Origin of the sequence: Isoptericola variabilis (assembly GCF_050311655.1) — a bacterium.
Lineage (GTDB): Bacteria > Actinomycetota > Actinomycetes > Actinomycetales > Cellulomonadaceae > Isoptericola > Isoptericola variabilis.
Genome location: NZ_JBNOZM010000010.1, coordinates 11999 through 29152, shown reverse-complemented (window position 1 = coordinate 29152; position 17154 = coordinate 11999). Strand labels below are relative to the sequence as shown.

The following is a 17154-nucleotide window of genomic DNA, read 5'->3' as shown; positions in this document are numbered from 1 at the left end:
GACACGCAGACGACGATGCAGACTCTCTCCCTCGCCCCCTGGCTGGTCGCGACGCCGATGATCGGCGCCCTCGTGCTGCTGGTCGCCGGGCGCCGCACCGACCGGTGGGGGCACTGGCTGGGCGTGCTGGCCAGCGCGGCGACGTTCGTCGTCGGGCTGGTGATGCTGCTCGACATGCTCGGCACCCCCGCCGACCAGCGGGTGGGCACCCGCACCGTGGGCACCTGGATCGAGGCCGGGCCCCTGCACGTGGACCTCGGGTTCCAGGTGGACCCGCTGTCGATGACGTTCGTGATGCTCGTGACGTTCGTCGGGACCCTGATCCACGTGTACTCCGTGGCGTACATGGACCACGACGTCGACCGGGGCCGGTTCTTCGGGTACCTCAACCTGTTCGTCGCGGCGATGCTGCTGCTGGTGCTCGCCGACTCCTACCTGCTGCTCTTCGTCGGCTGGGAGGGCGTCGGCCTGGCGTCGTTCCTGCTCATCGGGTTCTGGGACGGCAAGCGCGAGAACGCCGTCGCAGGCAAGAAGGCGTTCGTCATGAACCGCGTCGGCGACATGGGGCTCATCGTCGCGATGATGCTGCTGCTCGCGACCTTCGGCGCCGTGGACTTCGCCACCGTGCTGCCCGCGGCGGGCGAGGGCGCGACGGCGGCGGGTCAGGGCGTGATGACGGCGATCGGCCTGATGCTCCTGCTGGCCGCGTGCGGCAAGTCGGCGCAGCTGCCGCTGCAGGCGTGGCTCGGGGACGCCATGGCGGGCCCGACGCCGGTGTCCGCGCTGATCCACGCGGCCACCATGGTGACCGCCGGCGTGTACCTGCTGGTGCGGTCCGGCCCGATCCTCGAGGCGGCGCCGGACGCGCAGCTCGTCGTCGCGATCGTCGGCGCGCTGACCCTGCTGTTCGGGGCGATCGTCGGTACCGCCAAGGACGACATCAAGAAGGCGCTCGCGGCGTCGACGATGTCGCAGATCGGCTACATGATGCTCGCCGCCGGCCTCGGGCCGATCGGGTACGCGTTCGCGATCTTCCACCTGCTCACGCACGGCTTCTTCAAGGCGGGGCTGTTCCTCGGCGCCGGGTCCGTGATGCACGCGATGGACGACGACGTGAACATGCGCCGCTTCGGCGGTCTCGCCCGGCTGCTGCCGGTCACGGCGATCACGATGGGCCTCGGCTGGCTCGCCATCCTGGGCGTGCCGCCGTTCTCCGGGTTCTGGTCGAAGGACAAGATCATCGAGGCGGCGTTCGTCGGCGAGGGCTGGCGGCCGTGGGTCTTCGGCCTGGCGGCGCTGCTCGGCGCCGGGATCACGGCGTACTACATGTCGCGACTGTTCTTCATGACCTTCGCGGGACGCCGGCGGTGGCGGCCCGACGAGGGGTCGGGGGACGACGGCGCCCCCGTGCGGCACCCGCACGAGGCCCCGCGCCTCATGACCTGGCCGATGATCGTCCTGGCCGCGGGGTCGGTGTTCCTCGGCGGGATCCTGGCCCTGGGCGACCGGTTCGTCACCTGGCTGGAGCCGGTCACCGGGCACGCGGAGCACCACGAGCCGGTGCTGCCGGTGTGGCTGCTCATGACCCTGACCCTGCTGCTCGTGGTGCTCGGCGCGCTCCTCGCGTTCCGCCAGTACGCGGTCGCGGCCGTGCCCGTCGAGCCGCCGCCGGCGCCCGCCGTCGTGCGGGCGGCGCGGGTCGACCTGTACCAGGACGCGGTCAACGAGTCGCTGGTCATGCGGCCGGGGCAGTACCTCACCCGGGCGCTCGTGTACTCGGACCGCACGGCCGTCGACGGCGGCTGGCTGGGTCTGGCGGGCGGCATCGGGCGCCTCGGGGCGCGGCTGCGGCGGATGCAGAACGGCTACGTGCGGTCGTACGCGGCGACGATGCTCGGCGGCCTCGGCGTCGTCGGGCTGGTCGTCTGGGTCCTGGCGAGCTGATCGGACGGTGAACGAAGGGATGACGATGTCCACAGGGTTCCCCTGGCTCACGGTCCTCATCGTGTGGCCGCTGGTGGCCGCGGCGGCGACGGCGCTCACGGGCGTCGGCCGGGGCCGCCCGGCCGCCGGCCCGGTGACCGGGGGCCGGTTCGGCGCCGGCGCCGCGCGCACGGTCGCGCTGGTCGGCGCGCTCGTGGAGGTCCTCCTGCTGGTCGGGGCGTTCGCCGCCTTCGACACCGGCGACGCGGGCAGCCACCAGCTCACCGAGACGCACTCCTGGATCCCCGCGATCGGCGCCAGCTACGCCGTCGGCGTCGACGGCGTGGGGCTGCTGCTGGTCGCGTTGTCGGTGGGCCTGGTGCCGCTGGTGATCCTCGCGGCCTGGCGCGAGCAGGGCGGCGACCACGTGCGGCTGCGCCGCTACCTCGCCACCGTGCTGCTGCTCGAGGCGTTCATGGTGACGGTCTTCGTCGCCCGCGACGTGTTCCTCTTCTACGTCGTGTTCGAGGCCATGCTCATCCCCGCCTACTTCCTCATCGGCGGGTTCGGGCAGGGGCCGCAGCGCCGGTACGCGGCGGTGAAGTTCCTGCTGTTCTCGCTGGCCGGCGGCCTGGTCATGCTGGTGGGCGTCATCGCGCTCTACCTGCAGGTGCCGGCCGCGGACCGCGGCCCGCAGACCTTCCTCACCGACAACCTCACGGGGCTGACCCTCGACCCCACGGCCGAGAAGCTCATGTTCTGCGCCTTCTTCCTCGCGTTCGCGATCAAGGCGCCCATGTTCCCCGTGCACACGTGGCTGCCCGACGTCACCCAGCACGCGACGGCCGGCACCTCGACGCTGCTCATCTGCGTGCTCGACAAGGTGGGCACCTTCGGGATGCTCACCCTGTGCCTGCCCCTGTTCCCGGAGGCGAGCCGGTGGGCGGCGCCGTTCGTGGTCGTGCTCGCGGTGATCTCGATCCTGTACGGCGCGATCCTCGCGATCGGGCAGAGCGACCTGCTGCGCCTCATCGGCTACACGTCGGTGTCCCACTTCGGGTTCATCATCCTGGGCATCTTCACGTTCACGTCGCTGGGCACCGCGGGGTCCGGCCTGATGATGCTCAACCACGGCATCTCCACCGGCGCGCTGTTCCTCGTCGCCGGGTTCGCCATCGCGCGGCACCCGCGCCAGAGCCAGCTCATCGGCGACTACGGCGGTCTGCGCCGCGTGGCGCCGATCCTGGGCGGCACGTTCCTCGTCGCCGGCCTGTCGGCGGCGGCGCTGCCCGGCCTCGCGACGTTCGTCTCCGAGATCATGGTGTTCCTCGGGTCGTACGCCCGCTGGCCCGCCGCGGTGCTCGTGGCCGTGCCCGCCGTCGTGCTGGCCGCCGTGTACGTGCTGCTCACCTACCAGCGCATGTTCACCGGGGAGACGACGCCGGAGCTAGCGTCCGCGCGCGACCTCGACGGCCGCGAGAAGTCCGTGGCCGGCGTGCTCGTCGGCGCGCTGCTCGTGCTCGGCCTCGTGCCCGGGCCGGTGCTCGACTACGTGCGGGCGCCGGGCGAGGTCGCCGTCCAGCAGGTCGGGGAGACCGACCCCGCACCTGCCATCTCTGAGGGGGTTCCGCTGTGAACGACTTCGTCGCCCCGCCCATCGACTGGGCGGCCGTCTCGCCGGTGCTGATCGTGCTGGCGGCGGGCGTGCTCGGCGTGCTGCTGGAGGCGTTCGTGCCGGCGAAGGCCCGCCGCACCACGCAGCTCACGCTCACCCTGGCGGCGCTCGCGGGCTCGCTCGTGGCGGTCGGGCTGCTGTGGGACCGGGTGCAGGAGAACGCGGTGTCGGTGGTCGGCGGGTCGTACCTGCTGACGCCGTTCGGCCTGGGCGTGCAGGCCGTGATCGGGGTGTGCGCGCTCCTGGGCGTGCTCGTCGTCGCGGAGCGCACCACGACGGGCCAGGACGCGTTCGCCCCCGCCGCGGCGGCCGTGCCGGGCACCGCGTACGAGGACGAGACGCGCCGCGCGGGCCTGCAGCAGACCGAGATCTACCCGCTCCTGCTGTTCTCGACGGGCGGCATGCTGCTCTTCCCGGCCACGGACGACCTGATCGTCATGTTCGTCGCGCTCGAGGTGCTGTCCCTGCCGCTGTACGTGCTGTGCGCGACGGCGCGCCGCCGCCGGCTGCTCAGCCAGGAGGCCGCGTTCAAGTACTTCGTGCTGGGCGCGTTCGCGTCCGCGCTGTTCGTCTTCGGCATCGCGCTCGTCTACGGCTTCTCCGGCACCGTGCGCCTGCAGGGCGTGGTGCGGGTGCTCGCGGACCCGTCCGTCTCGCCGCTGGGGTCGATGACGGCCCTCGTGGTGGTCGGGCTGCTGCTGGTGCTCAGCGGGCTGCTGTTCAAGATCGGCGCCGCGCCGCTGCACGCCTGGACCCCGGACGTGTACCAGGGCGCCCCCACGCCGATCACGGGCTTCATGGCGGCGTGCACCAAGGCGGCCGCGATGGGCGCCCTCGTGCGGGTGCTGTTCACGCTGGCGAACGGCCTGAACCCCGCGGTGCGGCACGACGTCGAGGTCGCGCTGTGGGCGGTCGCCATCCTCACGATGCTCATCGGCACCGTCGTCGGCGCCGTGCAGACCGACGTCAAGCGCCTGCTCGCGTACTCCGCGATCGCGCACGCGGGGTTCCTCCTGGTCGGCGTCGTGGGGATGGACGAGGCCGGCTCGCGGGCGGTCCTCTTCTACCTGCTCGCATACGGGCTCGCGTCCGTCGGCGCGTTCGCGATCGTCACGCTGGTGCGCGAGCGGACGGTGTCGGGCGACGAGTCCGCGGACCGGGCGGACGGGCCGGTCCCCGACGACGGCGTGGTGCTGGGCGAGGCCACGCGGCTGGCGCAGTGGGCCGGCCTGGGGCGCAAGGCCCCGTGGCTCACCGCGGCGTTCTCCCTGTTCCTCCTGTCGATGGCGGGCATCCCGCTCACGGCCGGGTTCGTGGCGAAGTTCGGCGTCTTCTCGGCCGCGGTCGAGGCGGGGGCGTGGCCGCTCGCGCTGCTCGGCGTGCTCGCGTCCGCCGTGTCGGTCTTCTTCTACGTCCGCGTCATCGTCCTCATGGTGCTCACCCCGCCGCCCGGCGGGGAGCAGGGCACGGCGTCGGCGGGTGCGGCCTCGGCGGCGCCGACGGAGGTCGGGGAGCCGGGCAGCGGTGGTGGCACCGCCACGGTGACCGGCGCGGCGACGCGCACGCTCGTGTCGCGGACGGTCGTGACGGTGGTGGGCTCGCGCGGCCCGGCGGCGTTCGCGATTGCCGTGTGCGCGGTCGGCGTGCTGCTGCTCGGCATCCTGCCGGCGGGCGCGCTGGACCTCGTCGGCCAGGCGGCGCAGTTCCGTCCCTGACGGCCCCGGGAGGGTGGCCCGCGGACGGGGCGGCACGCCGTCGTGCCGTCCCGAGCACGGGGCGCCGGCACGTCGGTCACGCCGTGGTGTCCGTGAGCGACCTGACGCGGCCGAGGCGCGTCTCGGTGCGGTGTTCGGGGCCCCGGACGGATAGGTTCGGACAGTGACTCGCGCACCTTCCGCCTCGGCCCCCCGGCCCGGGCCCACGCCGTCCCCGGCACCGCCGGCGATCCCGCTGTCCGACCCGGCGCTCGCCGACCGGCTCGCCGAGCGCATGACGCGGGTGGACGCGGCGCTCGACGACGCGGTGGCCTCGGCCGACGCCCTCGCCGACGACGCGTCGCGGCACCTCGTCGCGGCCGGCGGCAAGCGGTTCCGCCCGCTGCTCACGCTGCTCGCGGGCGAGCTGGGCGACGGGTCCCGCCCGGAGCTCGTCGACGCGGCGGTCGTCGTGGAGCTCACGCAGGTCGCGTCGCTGTACCACGACGACGTCATGGACTCCGCGCCGCTGCGGCGCGGGGCGCCCGCGGCGCACACGGTGTGGGGCAACTCCGTCGCGATCCTGGTGGGCGACCTCCTGTTCGCGCGCGCGTCCGCGCTCGTCGCGGGCCTCGGCCCGGAGGCCGTGGTGCTGCAGTCGCGCACCTTCGAGCGCATGTGCCTCGGCCAGCTGCACGAGACGATGGGCCCCGGCGCCGACGACGACCCGGTGGAGCACTACCTCCAGGTGCTCAGCGACAAGACGGCGTCGCTGCTGGCGACGTCGGCGCGGCTCGGGGCGATGTTCGGCGGCTGCGAGCCCGCGGTCGTCGAGGCCGTGGCGGCGTACGGCGAGAAGGTGGGCGTCGCGTTCCAGCTCGCCGACGACGTGCTCGACATCGCGTCCTCCGGCGACGAGTCCGGCAAGACGCCCGGCACCGACCTGCGCGAGCACGTGCCGACGATGCCGGTGCTGCTGCTGCGCCAGCGGGTCGCGCGGGGCGAGGCGACCGCGGCGGACGCGGCGCTCGTCGCCCGGCTCGACGGCGACCTCGCCGGGGACGACGCCCTCGCGGCCGTCGTCGCCGAGCTGCGGGCGCACGACGTGCTGACCGAGACGCGCGCGCTCGCGGGCCGGTGGGCGCGCGAGGCGGCCGCCGAGCTGGCGCCGCTTCCCGACGGGCCGGTGAAGGACGCGCTCGCCGACCTCGCCCAGGCGCTGGCCGACCGGACGGCCTGACCGGCACCACGGCGCGGCCGGCCCGAGGGCGACGCGCTAGCCGGCAGCGAGCCGGGAGAGCGTCAGCGCGACGGCTGCGCCGGCGAGCAGGTACGGCCCGAAGGCCAGCGCCGTCCCGCGCGACGCCCGCCGCGAGACCATGAGCACGATCGCCACGGTGCCGCCCAGGAGGATCGGCAGCACGGCGGCGGCGACGAGCGGCGACCAGCCGTACCAGGCGGTGACGAGGCCGAGGAGCGCGGCGAGCTTGACGTCACCGAGACCCATCCCGGACCGGTGGGCGAGGTGCAGCAGCAGGTACGCCCCGCCGAGCAGGACCGCCCCGGCGAGCGCCCGCAGCGCGGCGTCCCACGTCCCGCCGGCCAGCGCCGCGAGCACCAGCAGCGCGGCGACGACCGCCGTCGCCGGGTAGGTCAGCGCGTCCGGCAGCCGGTGCGTGCGGGCGTCGACCACCCACAGCGCGGCGCCCGCGACCGCGGCGACCACGAGGGCCGGCGTGGCCCAGCCGGGCCCGCTCGCCCACACGGCCCAGACGGCGGCGAGGGCGCCGCCCCACGCCACCGGGCGACGGTGGGGCGCGACCTCGGCACGGGCGCGCTGCAGGATCGGGGGCACCTGCGGATGCTATGCGGCGCGCTCCGGCCCCGGGCGGCGCCGTCCACAGGCGTCCAGAGGCGACGGACCCAGAGGCGATGGACGCGGGGCGGCTCAGCGGGGCAGCGCCACGGCGTCCGCCGCGACCACGAGCTGCGCCACGCACACCGCCGCCACGGCCAGGCTCAGCAGGAACGGGGCCCGGCTGCGCGGCCGGAGGACCCCCACGGTCCCGGCGACGACGGCCAGCACGGCGGCGCCGCCGGCGAGCGCCGCCGACGCCGCGGCGGGCGGGCCCGGCGGGCCGAGGAGGATCACCACGCTGCCCGCGGCGAGGACCACGGGGGCCAGCACGCTCGTGGCCCGGCGCCCCAGGCGGTGCGGCAGCCCGCGGACGCCGGTGGCGTCGTCGTCCTCGAGGTCCGGCAGCACGTTGGCGAGGTGGGCCCCGACGCCGAGCAGCGCGGCCGCCCCGACCGTCCACGCGGCGACGACGCGCCCGTCGCCGGCCGCGGCCACGACGAACGCGGGGAGCAAGCCGAAGCTCACGGCGTAGGGCAGCCACGACAGCGGCGTCGCCTTGAGCCAGGCGTTGTACGACCAGGCGCTGCCGACCGCGGCGACGTGCAGCAGGCCCGGCAGGGGGCCGGTCGCGAAGGACAGCACGACGCACGCGGCCAGGGCGGCGACCGCGGCGGCGCGCAGCGCCCGGGGAGTGACGGCGCCGGTCACGGTCGGCTTGTCGGTGCGCCCGACGCGCCGGTCGCGCGCAGCGTCCAGCCAGTCGTTGCTCCACCCCACCGAGAGCTGCCCGGCGGCGACCGCGGCCGTGACGAGCAGGGCACGCCCGGCGGGGAGGCCGACGCCGACGGCGAACACCAGGGCCAGCACCGTGACCACGGCCGCGGGGGCCGGGTGCGTGGCGAGGAGCAGGCCCCGCACGCGCGCCGCGGGCGTGGCCCGCGCGGTCCCCGTCGTCTCGCCCACGGGGGCAACGTACGCCGCCCGGCCCGCTCCCGCCGGGAGACGGGCACGGGACCCGCCCCCGCGCGGGGGAACGGCGCCGGTGCCACGATGCGAAGCATGTCGCGCGTCCTCGCCGTCGCCCCCGTCCTGCCCGGGCCCGCGCACGCGCAGGACCGGATCGCCGAGACGGTCGCCCCGCTGCTGACCGCCGCGGGGCCGCGGCGCGAGCTGGCCCGCCGGCTGCACGCCGCGGCCGGGGTGCGCACGCGGCACCTCGTGCTCCCGCTCGCCGGCTACGAGCGGCCGTTCGGGTTCGCGGAGGCCAACGCTGTGTTCGCCCGCGAGGGCACCGCGCTCGCCGAGCGGGCGTGCCGCGAGGCGCTCGCGGCCGCGGGCGTCGCGCCGGGCGACGTCGACCTGTTGTTCTTCACGTCGGTGACGGGCGTGGGGGCGCCGTCGGTCGACGCCGGGCTGGTGGGCCTCCTGGGCCTGCGGCCGGACGTGCGCCGCGTGCCCTCCTTCGGGCTCGGGTGCGCGGGCGGCGCGGCCGGGCTCGGTCACCTGCACGAGCACCTCGTGGGGCACCCGGACCAGGTGGCGCTGCTGGTGTCCGTCGAGCTGTGCTCCCTCACGCTCCAGCGGGACGACGGCTCCACCGCGAACCTCCTCTCGTCCGGTCTCTTCGGGGACGGGGCGAGCGCGGTGGTCGTCGCGGGGGACGACGTCGCGCCCCGCGGCCCACGCCCCGCCCCGCGCGTCGTCGACGCCCGCGGCCGCCTCTACCCGGGCACCGAGCGGCACCTCGGGTGGGAGGTGCGGGACACCGGGTTCGGCATCGTGCTGTCGGCGGAGCTGCCGCAGCTGCTGCGGGCGCACCTCGCCGGCGACGTCAAGGACCTCCTCGCGCCGCACGGCCTGGAGCCGGGCGACGTCGGCACCTGGGTGGTGCACGCCGGCGGGCCGAAGATCGTCGACGCCGTGCGCGACGCCCTCGACCTGCCCGAGGAGGCGCTGGCCCGCACCCGCGCGACGCTGGCGGCCGAGGGCAACCTGTCGTCGTCGTCCGTGCTGCACGTGCTCGCGGCGACCCTGGAGGACGGCGCGCCACCGCCCGGCGGGTGGGCCGTGCTCATGGCGTTCGGGCCGGGCGTCACGGCCGAGCTGGTGCTGCTGCGCGGCGAGCCCGGGGGCCCGGCGTGAGCGTGGCGCTCTACGCGGCCCTGGTGCTCGCGACGGGACTGGAGCGGCTGGCCGAGCTCGTCGTCTCGGCGCGGCACGCGCGGTGGTCGTTCGCGCGCGGGGGCGTGGAGTCGGGCCGCGGGCACTTCCCGGCGATGGTCGCGCTGCACACGGGGCTGCTGGTGGCGTGCGTCGTGGAGGTCGTCGTCGCCGACCGGCCCTTCGTGCCGTGGCTGGGCTGGCCGATGCTCGCGCTCGTCCTCGCGAGCCAGGGCCTGCGCTGGTGGTGCATCGCGACGCTGGGGGAGCGGTGGAACACGCGCGTCATCGTGGTCCCCGGGCTGCCGCTGGTGCGGCGCGGCCCCTACCGGTGGCTGGCGCACCCCAACTACGTGGCCGTGGTGGTCGAGGGGGTCGCGCTGCCGCTGGTGCACACGGCGTGGGTGACGGCGCTGGCCTTCACCGTCCTGAACGCCTGGCTGCTCCTCGCCTTCCGCATCCCCGCCGAGGAGCGCGCGCTGCGCCTCGCGGACGCTCCGGGCGCCGCGGACGTCGCGTGACGGGCCGCGCCCCCGTGCCCGACGCCGACGTCCTGGTGGTCGGCGGCGGGCCGGTGGGGCTCGCCGCGGCGGTCGAGGCGCGCCGTGCGGGCCTGGACGTGATCGTGCTCGAGCCGCGCCCCGCCCCGGTCGACAAGGCGTGCGGGGAGGGCCTCCTGCCGGGCACGCTCGCCGCGGTGCGGCACCTCGGCGTCGACCCGGACGGGTGGGAGCTGCGGGGGATCTCCTACCGGCAGGAGGGCCGCGCCGCCGACCATCGGTTCGCCGGCGGCACCGGGCGCGGCGTGCGCCGCACGGTGCTGCACGCCGCCCTGCACGCGGCCGCGCTCGACGCGGGGGCTGTGGTGCTCCCGCGGCGGGCCGACGCCGTCGTGCAGGACGCGGGAGGCGTGACCGCGGGCGGGGTGCGCGCGCGGTGGCTGCTGGGGTGCGACGGCCTGCACTCGCTGGTGCGGAGGGAGGTGGGGCTCGAGGTGCGCGACGACGAGCCTCGCGGCACCGCGGTCCGGCGCCGGCGCCGCTTCGGGCTGCGCCGGCACTACCGAGTGCACCCCTGGTCGGACCTGGTGGAGGTGCACTGGGGGCCGCGGGTCGAGGCGTACGTGACGCCGGTGTCCGACGGCCTCGTGGGGGTCGCCCTGCTCGGGCCGCGGGGCATGGACGTCGACGCCGAGCTCGCGACGCTGCCCGAGCTGGCCGGCCGCCTGTCGGGCGCGGAAGCCGACGGGCCCGTGCGCGGGGCCGGGCCGTTGCGGGTGCGGTCCGTGGCCCGCACGGCCGGCCGGGTGCGCCTGGTGGGCGACGCCTCCGGCTACGTCGACGCGCTCACGGGCGAGGGTCTGCGCGTCGGCCTGGCGCAGGCGCGTGCCGCCGTCGCCCATCTCGACGACCCGGCCGCGTACGAGCGCTCGTGGACGCGCGTCACCCGGGACTACCGCCTCCTCACCACGGGCCTGGTCGCCGCCGCCGCGTCGCCGTGGAGGCGGGGGGTGGTGCCGGCGGCCGCCCGGCTCCCGCGCCTGTACGGCTCGGTCGTGGAGCGTCTCGCCCGCTGACGGGCGGCCCGACCGTGGGGAGCGCACCCCATGCCCGCACGCCGAGATCCGTTGCCCGGGGTGGGTGAAATCTGGCACCCTGGCGTGCGTCCTGACCTTGCTGACCGGTGTCCTGGTCCTGCGCCTGCGCCGCGGGGTCGTCGTCGATCGATGCTCCTGGGGGAGTCTTGGGCCTGTTCGCCCGACTGCGCACCGACCGTCGCACCACCGTCTCGACGACGGTCGTCCTCGCGCTGTCCGCGGGTGTGGTCGCCGCCGCCGTCCTGTACGACGGCGAGGCCACGGCCGACGTGGACCTCGACGACTCGGGCGTCTGGGTGACGAACCAGGCCTCGGGGAAGATCGGGCGGTTCAACACGGAGGCCCAGGCGCTCGACGGCGTCCTGCTGGCCGGCAGCACGGCGTTCGACGTCGACCAGCAGGCGAGCCAGGTGCTCGTGGGGGACGAGGGCAGCAGCGCGGCCAACCTCGTCGACGTCTCCCGGCTGAAGTTCGGCTCCACGACGCCGCTGCCGCCGGACGCCGAGGTCTCCCTGGGCGGGGGCAACGTCGCGGTCGTCGACGACGAGTCGGGTGCGCTGTGGGTGACGAGGACGGAGCAGCTGCCCGCACTCGACACGACGACGGCGAAGCCGACGGCGGAGCTCGACGGCGCGGCACAGGTCGTGGTCTCCGAGTCGGGGACGACCTACGCGGTGGTGCCGGGCCGCGACGTCCTGTGGACCGTCGAGCCGGGGGCGGAGCCGACGACGACCGAGCTGGGCATGCTCTCCGAGGGCGACGACGTCCTGCTCACGACGGTGGGGGACGACCTCGTCGTGCTGAACCGGAGCGCGGGAGAGCTCCGGCTGCCGGGCGGCGAGGTGATCGAGGTGCCGGATGCCCAGGAGGCGCGGCTCCAGCTGCCGGGGGCTCCGGCGGACTCCGTCGCGTACGCGACGCCGTCGGCCCTGGTGCTGCAGCCGCTGGGCGGTGGGACGCCGACGCAGCGCCAGGCCTCCGGCTCGCCGGCCTCGCCGGTGCAGCTCGGCGGCTGCCTGTACGGGGCCTGGTCCGGCTCGGGGCAGATCGTGCGCGACTGCGAGGGCACCGACCGCGACGTCGACGAGGTGCTCGAGGGCATCGACTCCGAGACCCGGCTCGAGTACCGCGTCAACCGCGACAACGTCGTCCTCAACGACCTCACCGCGGGCACGCTGTGGATGGCGCTGGACGAGTACGAGAAGGTCGACGACTGGGACATCAAGCTCCCCGAGCAGACCGAGGGCTCGGACGAGGACGCCGAGGACGCGAAGCCGGAGCTGGTCGACAACACCGTCGTGGACCGCGAGAAGGAGGACCCGCCGACGGCGAAGGACGACGAGTTCGGGACGCGTCCCGGCCGCAGCACCGTGCTGGACGTGCTCTCCAACGACCTGGACGCCGACGGCGACGTGATGACCGCGAGACTCGTCGGCGACCAGCCCGACGGCGTGCGGATCGAGCGGGTGCTGGGCGGCAAGGCCCTGCAGGCCGTGGTCCCCGCCGACGCGTCCGGGGCGACGTCGTTCACCTACGAGGTCTCCGACGGCCGCGGCGGCACGGACCGGGCGACGGTCGACCTGAGGGTGGTGCCCGAGGACGAGAACGCGGCGCCCGTGCAGTCGGGCGACCCCGTGCTGCGGGTCGAGCAGGGGAAGTCGGCCCGGATCAAGGTGCTCCCGTACTTCCGCGACCCGGACGGCGACGACGTGTACCTCGCGTCGGCGGACCCCACCGTCGAGGGCGACGAGGTGCGCTCCTACCCGGACGGCACGGTCGAGTTCCGCGACAACGGCTCCGCGACGGGCCGCAAGACCGTCAAGCTGGTCGTGGGGGACGGCCGGGGCGAGGTGATCGAGGGCGAGCTGCAGGTCCAGGTGCTCGGCGACGGCAACGAACCGCCGGTGGCGGTCGGCGACCACGTGGTCACGACGGCCGGAGAGCCCCTCACGGTCGAGCCGCTGAAGAACGACTCCGACCCCAACGGCGACGACCTGCGTCTGTCGAAGGTGAACGACGCGGCGCCCGCCGAGATCACGCGCAACTACGACGCGGGCACGTTCACGTTCCTCGCCCAGGAGCCGGGGTCCTACGACGTGCTCTACCAGGTGAGCGACGGCCCCGAGGCCACCACGGGCGTGGTCCGGGTCGACGTGCAGGACCCGGACGAGGCGACGGGCCCGCCCGTGGTCGTGGCCGACACGGGGATGCTGCCGGCGGGCGGGTCGACCCTGGTCGACGTGCTGGCGAACGACTCGGACCCGGCAGGCGGCGTGCTGGTCGTGCAGTCGGTGCAGGTGCCGGACGACTCCGGGGTCAGCGTGGCCGTGCTGGCGCACCAGACGCTGCGCATCACCGAGACCCGCCGGGTGTCCGAGCCGGTGCTGCTGGAGTACACGGCCTCCAACGGCAACGACACGGCCACGGGACAGGTGCGCGTGCTGCCGGTGCCGCCGCCGGACCGGCTGCAGCCACCGAACGCCGCGCCGGACGAGGTCACCGTCCGCGTCGGCGACTACGTGAACATCGACGTGCTCGACAACGACACGCACCCCGACGGCCTCGAGCTCACCCTCGACAAGGAGCTCGAGCAGGCGGCGGACCCGGAGCGCGGCGAGCTCTTCGTCTCGGAGGAGCGGCTGCGGTTCCGCGCGGGTCCGGAGCCGGGGACCGCCTACGCGATCTACACCGTGAGCGACCCGAACGGCCAGCAGGACTCGGCCCAGGTCACGATCCACGTCCGGGGCGGCGAGGAGAACGCCGCCCCCGTGCCGCGCGACGTGGAGGCGCGCGCTCTCGCCGGCGGCACCGTGCGCATCCCCGTGCCGCTCGACGGCATCGACCCGGACGGCGACTCCGTGCAGCTGACGGGCCTGGCCTCGGGCCCCGCGATGGGACGGGCGGAGGTCGTCGACGGGTACGTCGACTACGCGGCCGGCAAGGATGCCAGCGGCGTGGACGCGTTCACGTACACGGTGCAGGACGCGCGCGGGCAGGTCGCCACGGGCCTGATCCGTGTCGGCATCGCGCAGCCGCCCGCCACCAACCAGTCGCCGGTGGCCCAGGACGACGCGATCACGGTGCGACCCGACCGCCGGGTGGCCGTGCCGGCGCTGGAGAACGACTCCGACCCGGACGGGGACCAGATCGGTCTGGTCCCCGGCGCGGTCGAGGGCGGGGAGGACCTGTCGCCCGAGGTCGACAAGGACCGGATCCTCGTGCACACGCCCGGGGACGAGGGCACGTCCACGTTCTTCTACGCGATCGAGGACACCTACGCGGCGCGGGGGTCCGCCTCGGTGAGCGTCACGGTCGCCGAGGACGCGCCGCTGCTGCCGCCGGTCGCGCGGGACGACACGGTGCCCGTGGCGGACCTGCTGGGCAAGACGTCCGTGACGGTCCCCGTCCTCGACAACGACGAGGACCCGGACGGCGCCGCGGACGACCTGACCGTGGAGGCGACGTCGCCGAACGCCACCGTGACCCCGGAGGGCGAGGTCGCCGTGACCCTCGCCGAGCAGCGTCAGGTCATCACCTACACCGTCACCGATGTGGACGGGCAGGCCGCGAAGGCCTTCGTCGTCGTTCCGGGTCTGACGTCGGTGCAGCCGATCCTGGCGCCCGGCCAGGCGCCGCTCGAGGTGGTCGCGGGCGAGTCGCTCGACATCGACATCGCCGACCACGTGCTCGTCGTGGAGGGGCGCAGCCCCCGACTGACGACGGCGGACCAGGTTCAGGGGCTGGAGGGCAACGCCGAGGTCACCGGCACCACGACGATGACGTACACGCCGCGCGAGGGGTTCACCGGCTCCGCGGGCGTGACCTTCGAGGTCACCGACGGAAGGAGCCCCGACGACCCCGAGGGCCACACGGCGGTGCTGACGCTGCCGATCACCGTGCTGCCCCCGGACGACCTGCCGCCCGAGCCGGGCTCGCCGTCCGGCGAGGTCGCGGCGGGCGAGGAGAGCACCGTCGACCTGGGCCGGTTCGCGAAGGACCCGGACGGCGACGAGCTGCGGTTCGAGCTGGGCGGCCTGCCCGACGGGATCGGCGCGACGCTGTCGGGCACCCGGGTCACGCTCGAGGCGTCCCCGGAGATCCCCCAGGGGACCGAGCTGACCGTGCCGTTCACGGTGACCGACGACGAGCACCCGCCCGTGGACGGGGAGATGCGCGTGACCGTCGTCGCCTCCACCCGTCCGCTGGCGCGGGCGGTCGACGACACGGTCGACGACGCCCACCAGGGCGAGGCGGTCTCGGTGCCGGTGCTGGCCAACGACTCGAACCCCTTCGCCGACCGCGGCCCGCTGGAGCTCGTGGGCGACGCCATCGTCGAGACGGGGGTGGCGCAGGCGACGACGGACGGCGACCAGGTGGTCGTCACCCCGGCGGACGACTACGTCGGGACGATGGTGGTGCGCTACACCGTGCAGGACACCACCCAGGACCCCGACCGCCAGGTGGAGGGCCGGATCACGATCAACGTGCTCGGCGCTCCCGAGGCTCCGTCGACGCCGCAGGTGGAGGAGGTACGGTCCGAGACGGTCGTGCTGTCCTGGACGCCGCCGCAGAACAACGGCGCGGAGATCACCGGCTACACGGTGACGTCGAACCAGGGCGACACGTTCGAGTGCGCCACGACCACGTGCACGCTCGATGGGCTGACCAACAACGTCACCTACACGTTCACCGTGGTGGCGAACAACGCCGTGGGCCCGTCGGAGAAGTCCCCGGCGTCGGCGGAGGCGCGTCCGGACGAGAAGCCGGACCCGCCGGCCGCGCCGCAGCTCGAGTTCGGTGACGGCTCCCTCGTCGTGACGTGGGACAACGCGACCTACACCGACCGGTCGCCCATCACCTCCGTCGACCTGGAGATCTCGCCGGCGCCCGCGTCGGGGGAGACGCAGAAGGTCGGCGTCACGGGCGAGCGCATCGTGTGGGAGGGCCTGACGAACGGCACGGCCTACAAGGTGCGCGTGCGGGCCGTGAACTCGGCGCCGGACCCGTCGGACTGGGGCGCCTGGTCGACGAGCATGGTGCCGGCGGGCCCGCCGGACGCTCCGGCGGCCCCGAGCGCTGCGCGCGTCGACACGCCGCTGGGCGGCCAGGTGCACGTCGCGTGGAAGGCGCCGGCCACCAACGGCGACGCCGTGAAGACGTACTTCGTGGACGTCTTCAAGGGCGGGCAGAAGGTGTCCACCGAGACGACGAGCGGCACCTCGCTCGACCTCGAGGGCCTGGACACGAAGGCCACGTACACCTTCGCCGTCACGGCGGAGAACAAGGCCGGCAAGGGCGGGACCAGCCCGCAGTCCAACAAAGTCACGCCGTTCGGGAAGCCGGGCGCGCCCGGTACCCCGAAGGCCAGCGTGGGCACGGGCATGAGCGGCCGGGCCGAGGTGACCTGGGGCGCGGCCGACGCCAACGGCAACCCCGTGACGTACACCGTGGGCACGAGCCAGGGCGGCAGCAAGACCACGACGGCGACGTCGTACACGTACTCCGGGCTGCAGAACGGCACGAAGTACCAGTTCCGCGTCAAGGCGTGCAACGCCGCGGGCTGCTCCGGCTGGACCGACTACTCGAACGAGGTGACGCCGTTCGGCCCGGTGCCGAAGCCCAGCGTCACCGCGAGCCGGCAGAGCGGTGCCGTGAAGTTCGTCTGGGGCACGACCACCAACGGGCGTCCCATCGACGTCAAGGTGACGGGCGCGTTCTCGAGCACGGCCAAGAGCGGCACCAGGTCCGTGCCCGCGGACCCCGGCCAGTCGAAGAAGATCTGCGTGACGTCCACGGACAGCGAGGGGCAGACGAACCAGGCCTGCGCCTCGGCGTCGGCGCTCGACGCCAAGGCGTGGGTGACACGGGGCAGCCAGAAGAACGTGGAGGGCTGCGGGTCCACGTCGTGCCACCAGTTCAACGTGCACGTCGAGAACTTCCGCCAGGGGTCCCACAAGGTGGAGTGCTGGGGCGACGGATCGAACGGCTGGGAGCCGGTGCTGAACAACGGCTACGTGTACACCGAGTCCTTCGGCGCATCGAAGTCCTTCGAGCTGAGCTGCGTCTTCGGTTACCCCGGCAAGGACGTGGCCGTGAAGATCGACGGCAAGATGTACGAGAGGCGGCCGTGGTGACGCCGCTGGCCGTCCCCGCACCTGCGGGCATGGGGAGCTCTCCCCATGCCCGCAGGGTGGGAACGGCTGTCCCCCGCGGGGTAAGCCTGGCTATCCTGTGCGGGCGCTGAGTG

At 74.7% G+C, this 17154-nt stretch carries 10 protein-coding genes; 8 read left to right on the top strand and 2 right to left on the bottom strand.

Going from position 1 to position 17154, the window contains the following annotated elements:
* Positions 1–15: 15 nt before the first annotated feature.
* The 4 genes from nuoL (at position 16) to ACQP60_RS19130 (ending at position 6532) form a co-directional block, all read left to right on the top strand.
* Positions 16–1944 (top strand): NADH-quinone oxidoreductase subunit L, encoded by a 1929-nt coding sequence (gene nuoL / locus ACQP60_RS19145; RefSeq protein WP_429735881.1) that lies wholly within the window; start codon positions 16–18, stop codon positions 1942–1944.
* A gap of 25 nt (positions 1945–1969) precedes the next feature.
* Positions 1970–3559: an NADH-quinone oxidoreductase subunit M gene (locus tag ACQP60_RS19140; protein WP_429735878.1), complete on the top strand. Its 1590-nt coding sequence runs from the start codon at positions 1970–1972 to the stop codon at positions 3557–3559.
* On the top strand, positions 3556–5313 hold the full coding sequence (gene nuoN / locus ACQP60_RS19135) for an NADH-quinone oxidoreductase subunit NuoN (RefSeq protein ID WP_429735875.1): 1758 nt from the start codon (positions 3556–3558) through the stop codon (positions 5311–5313). The genes ACQP60_RS19140 and nuoN overlap by 4 nt, the downstream gene beginning before the upstream one ends.
* A 163-nt stretch (positions 5314–5476) precedes the next feature.
* Entirely contained in the window at positions 5477–6532 is a 1056-nt protein-coding gene (locus tag ACQP60_RS19130; protein ID WP_429735872.1) for a polyprenyl synthetase family protein, read from the top strand.
* A gap of 36 nt (positions 6533–6568) precedes the next feature.
* Here the strand turns inward: ACQP60_RS19130 and ACQP60_RS19125 are convergent, their stop codons facing one another.
* Positions 6569–7147 carry a prepilin peptidase gene (locus tag ACQP60_RS19125; protein ID WP_429735869.1) on the bottom strand — a complete coding sequence of 193 codons (579 nt, stop codon included), beginning with the start codon at positions 7145–7147 and terminating at the stop codon, positions 6569–6571.
* Positions 7148–7240: 93 nt separating this feature from the next.
* On the bottom strand, positions 7241–8113 hold the full coding sequence (locus ACQP60_RS19120) for a UbiA family prenyltransferase (RefSeq protein WP_429735866.1): 873 nt from the start codon (positions 8111–8113) through the stop codon (positions 7241–7243).
* Positions 8114–8209: 96 nt separating this feature from the next.
* Here ACQP60_RS19120 and ACQP60_RS19115 point away from each other — a divergent pair, with 96 nt between their 5' ends.
* The 4 genes from ACQP60_RS19115 (at position 8210) to ACQP60_RS19100 (ending at position 17041) form a co-directional block, all read left to right on the top strand.
* A complete protein-coding gene (locus tag ACQP60_RS19115) occupies positions 8210–9292 on the top strand; it encodes a type III polyketide synthase (RefSeq protein WP_429735864.1) in 1083 nt (360 codons plus the stop codon).
* Between the two features lie 2 nt (positions 9293–9294).
* A complete protein-coding gene (locus ACQP60_RS19110) occupies positions 9295–9831 on the top strand; it encodes an isoprenylcysteine carboxyl methyltransferase family protein (protein ID WP_429736187.1) in 537 nt (178 codons plus the stop codon).
* A complete protein-coding gene (locus ACQP60_RS19105; protein WP_429735861.1) occupies positions 9828–10886 on the top strand; it encodes an NAD(P)/FAD-dependent oxidoreductase in 1059 nt (352 codons plus the stop codon). The genes ACQP60_RS19110 and ACQP60_RS19105 overlap by 4 nt, the downstream gene beginning before the upstream one ends.
* Positions 10887–11053: 167 nt before the next feature.
* Positions 11054–17041 (top strand): Ig-like domain-containing protein, encoded by a 5988-nt coding sequence (locus ACQP60_RS19100; protein WP_429735858.1) that lies wholly within the window; start codon positions 11054–11056, stop codon positions 17039–17041.
* The last annotated feature ends 113 nt before the right edge of the window (positions 17042–17154 follow it).

Bases quoted from the DNA above. Each gene is read 5' to 3' on its own strand.
- nuoL (WP_429735881.1), top strand. From the start codon at position 16: ATGCAGACTCTCTCCCTCGCCCCCTGGCTGGTCGCGACGCCGATGATC.
- ACQP60_RS19140 (WP_429735878.1), top strand. From the start codon at position 1,970: ATGTCCACAGGGTTCCCCTGGCTCACGGTCCTCATCGTGTGGCCGCTG.
- ACQP60_RS19115 (WP_429735864.1), top strand. From the start codon at position 8,210: ATGTCGCGCGTCCTCGCCGTCGCCCCCGTCCTGCCCGGGCCCGCGCAC.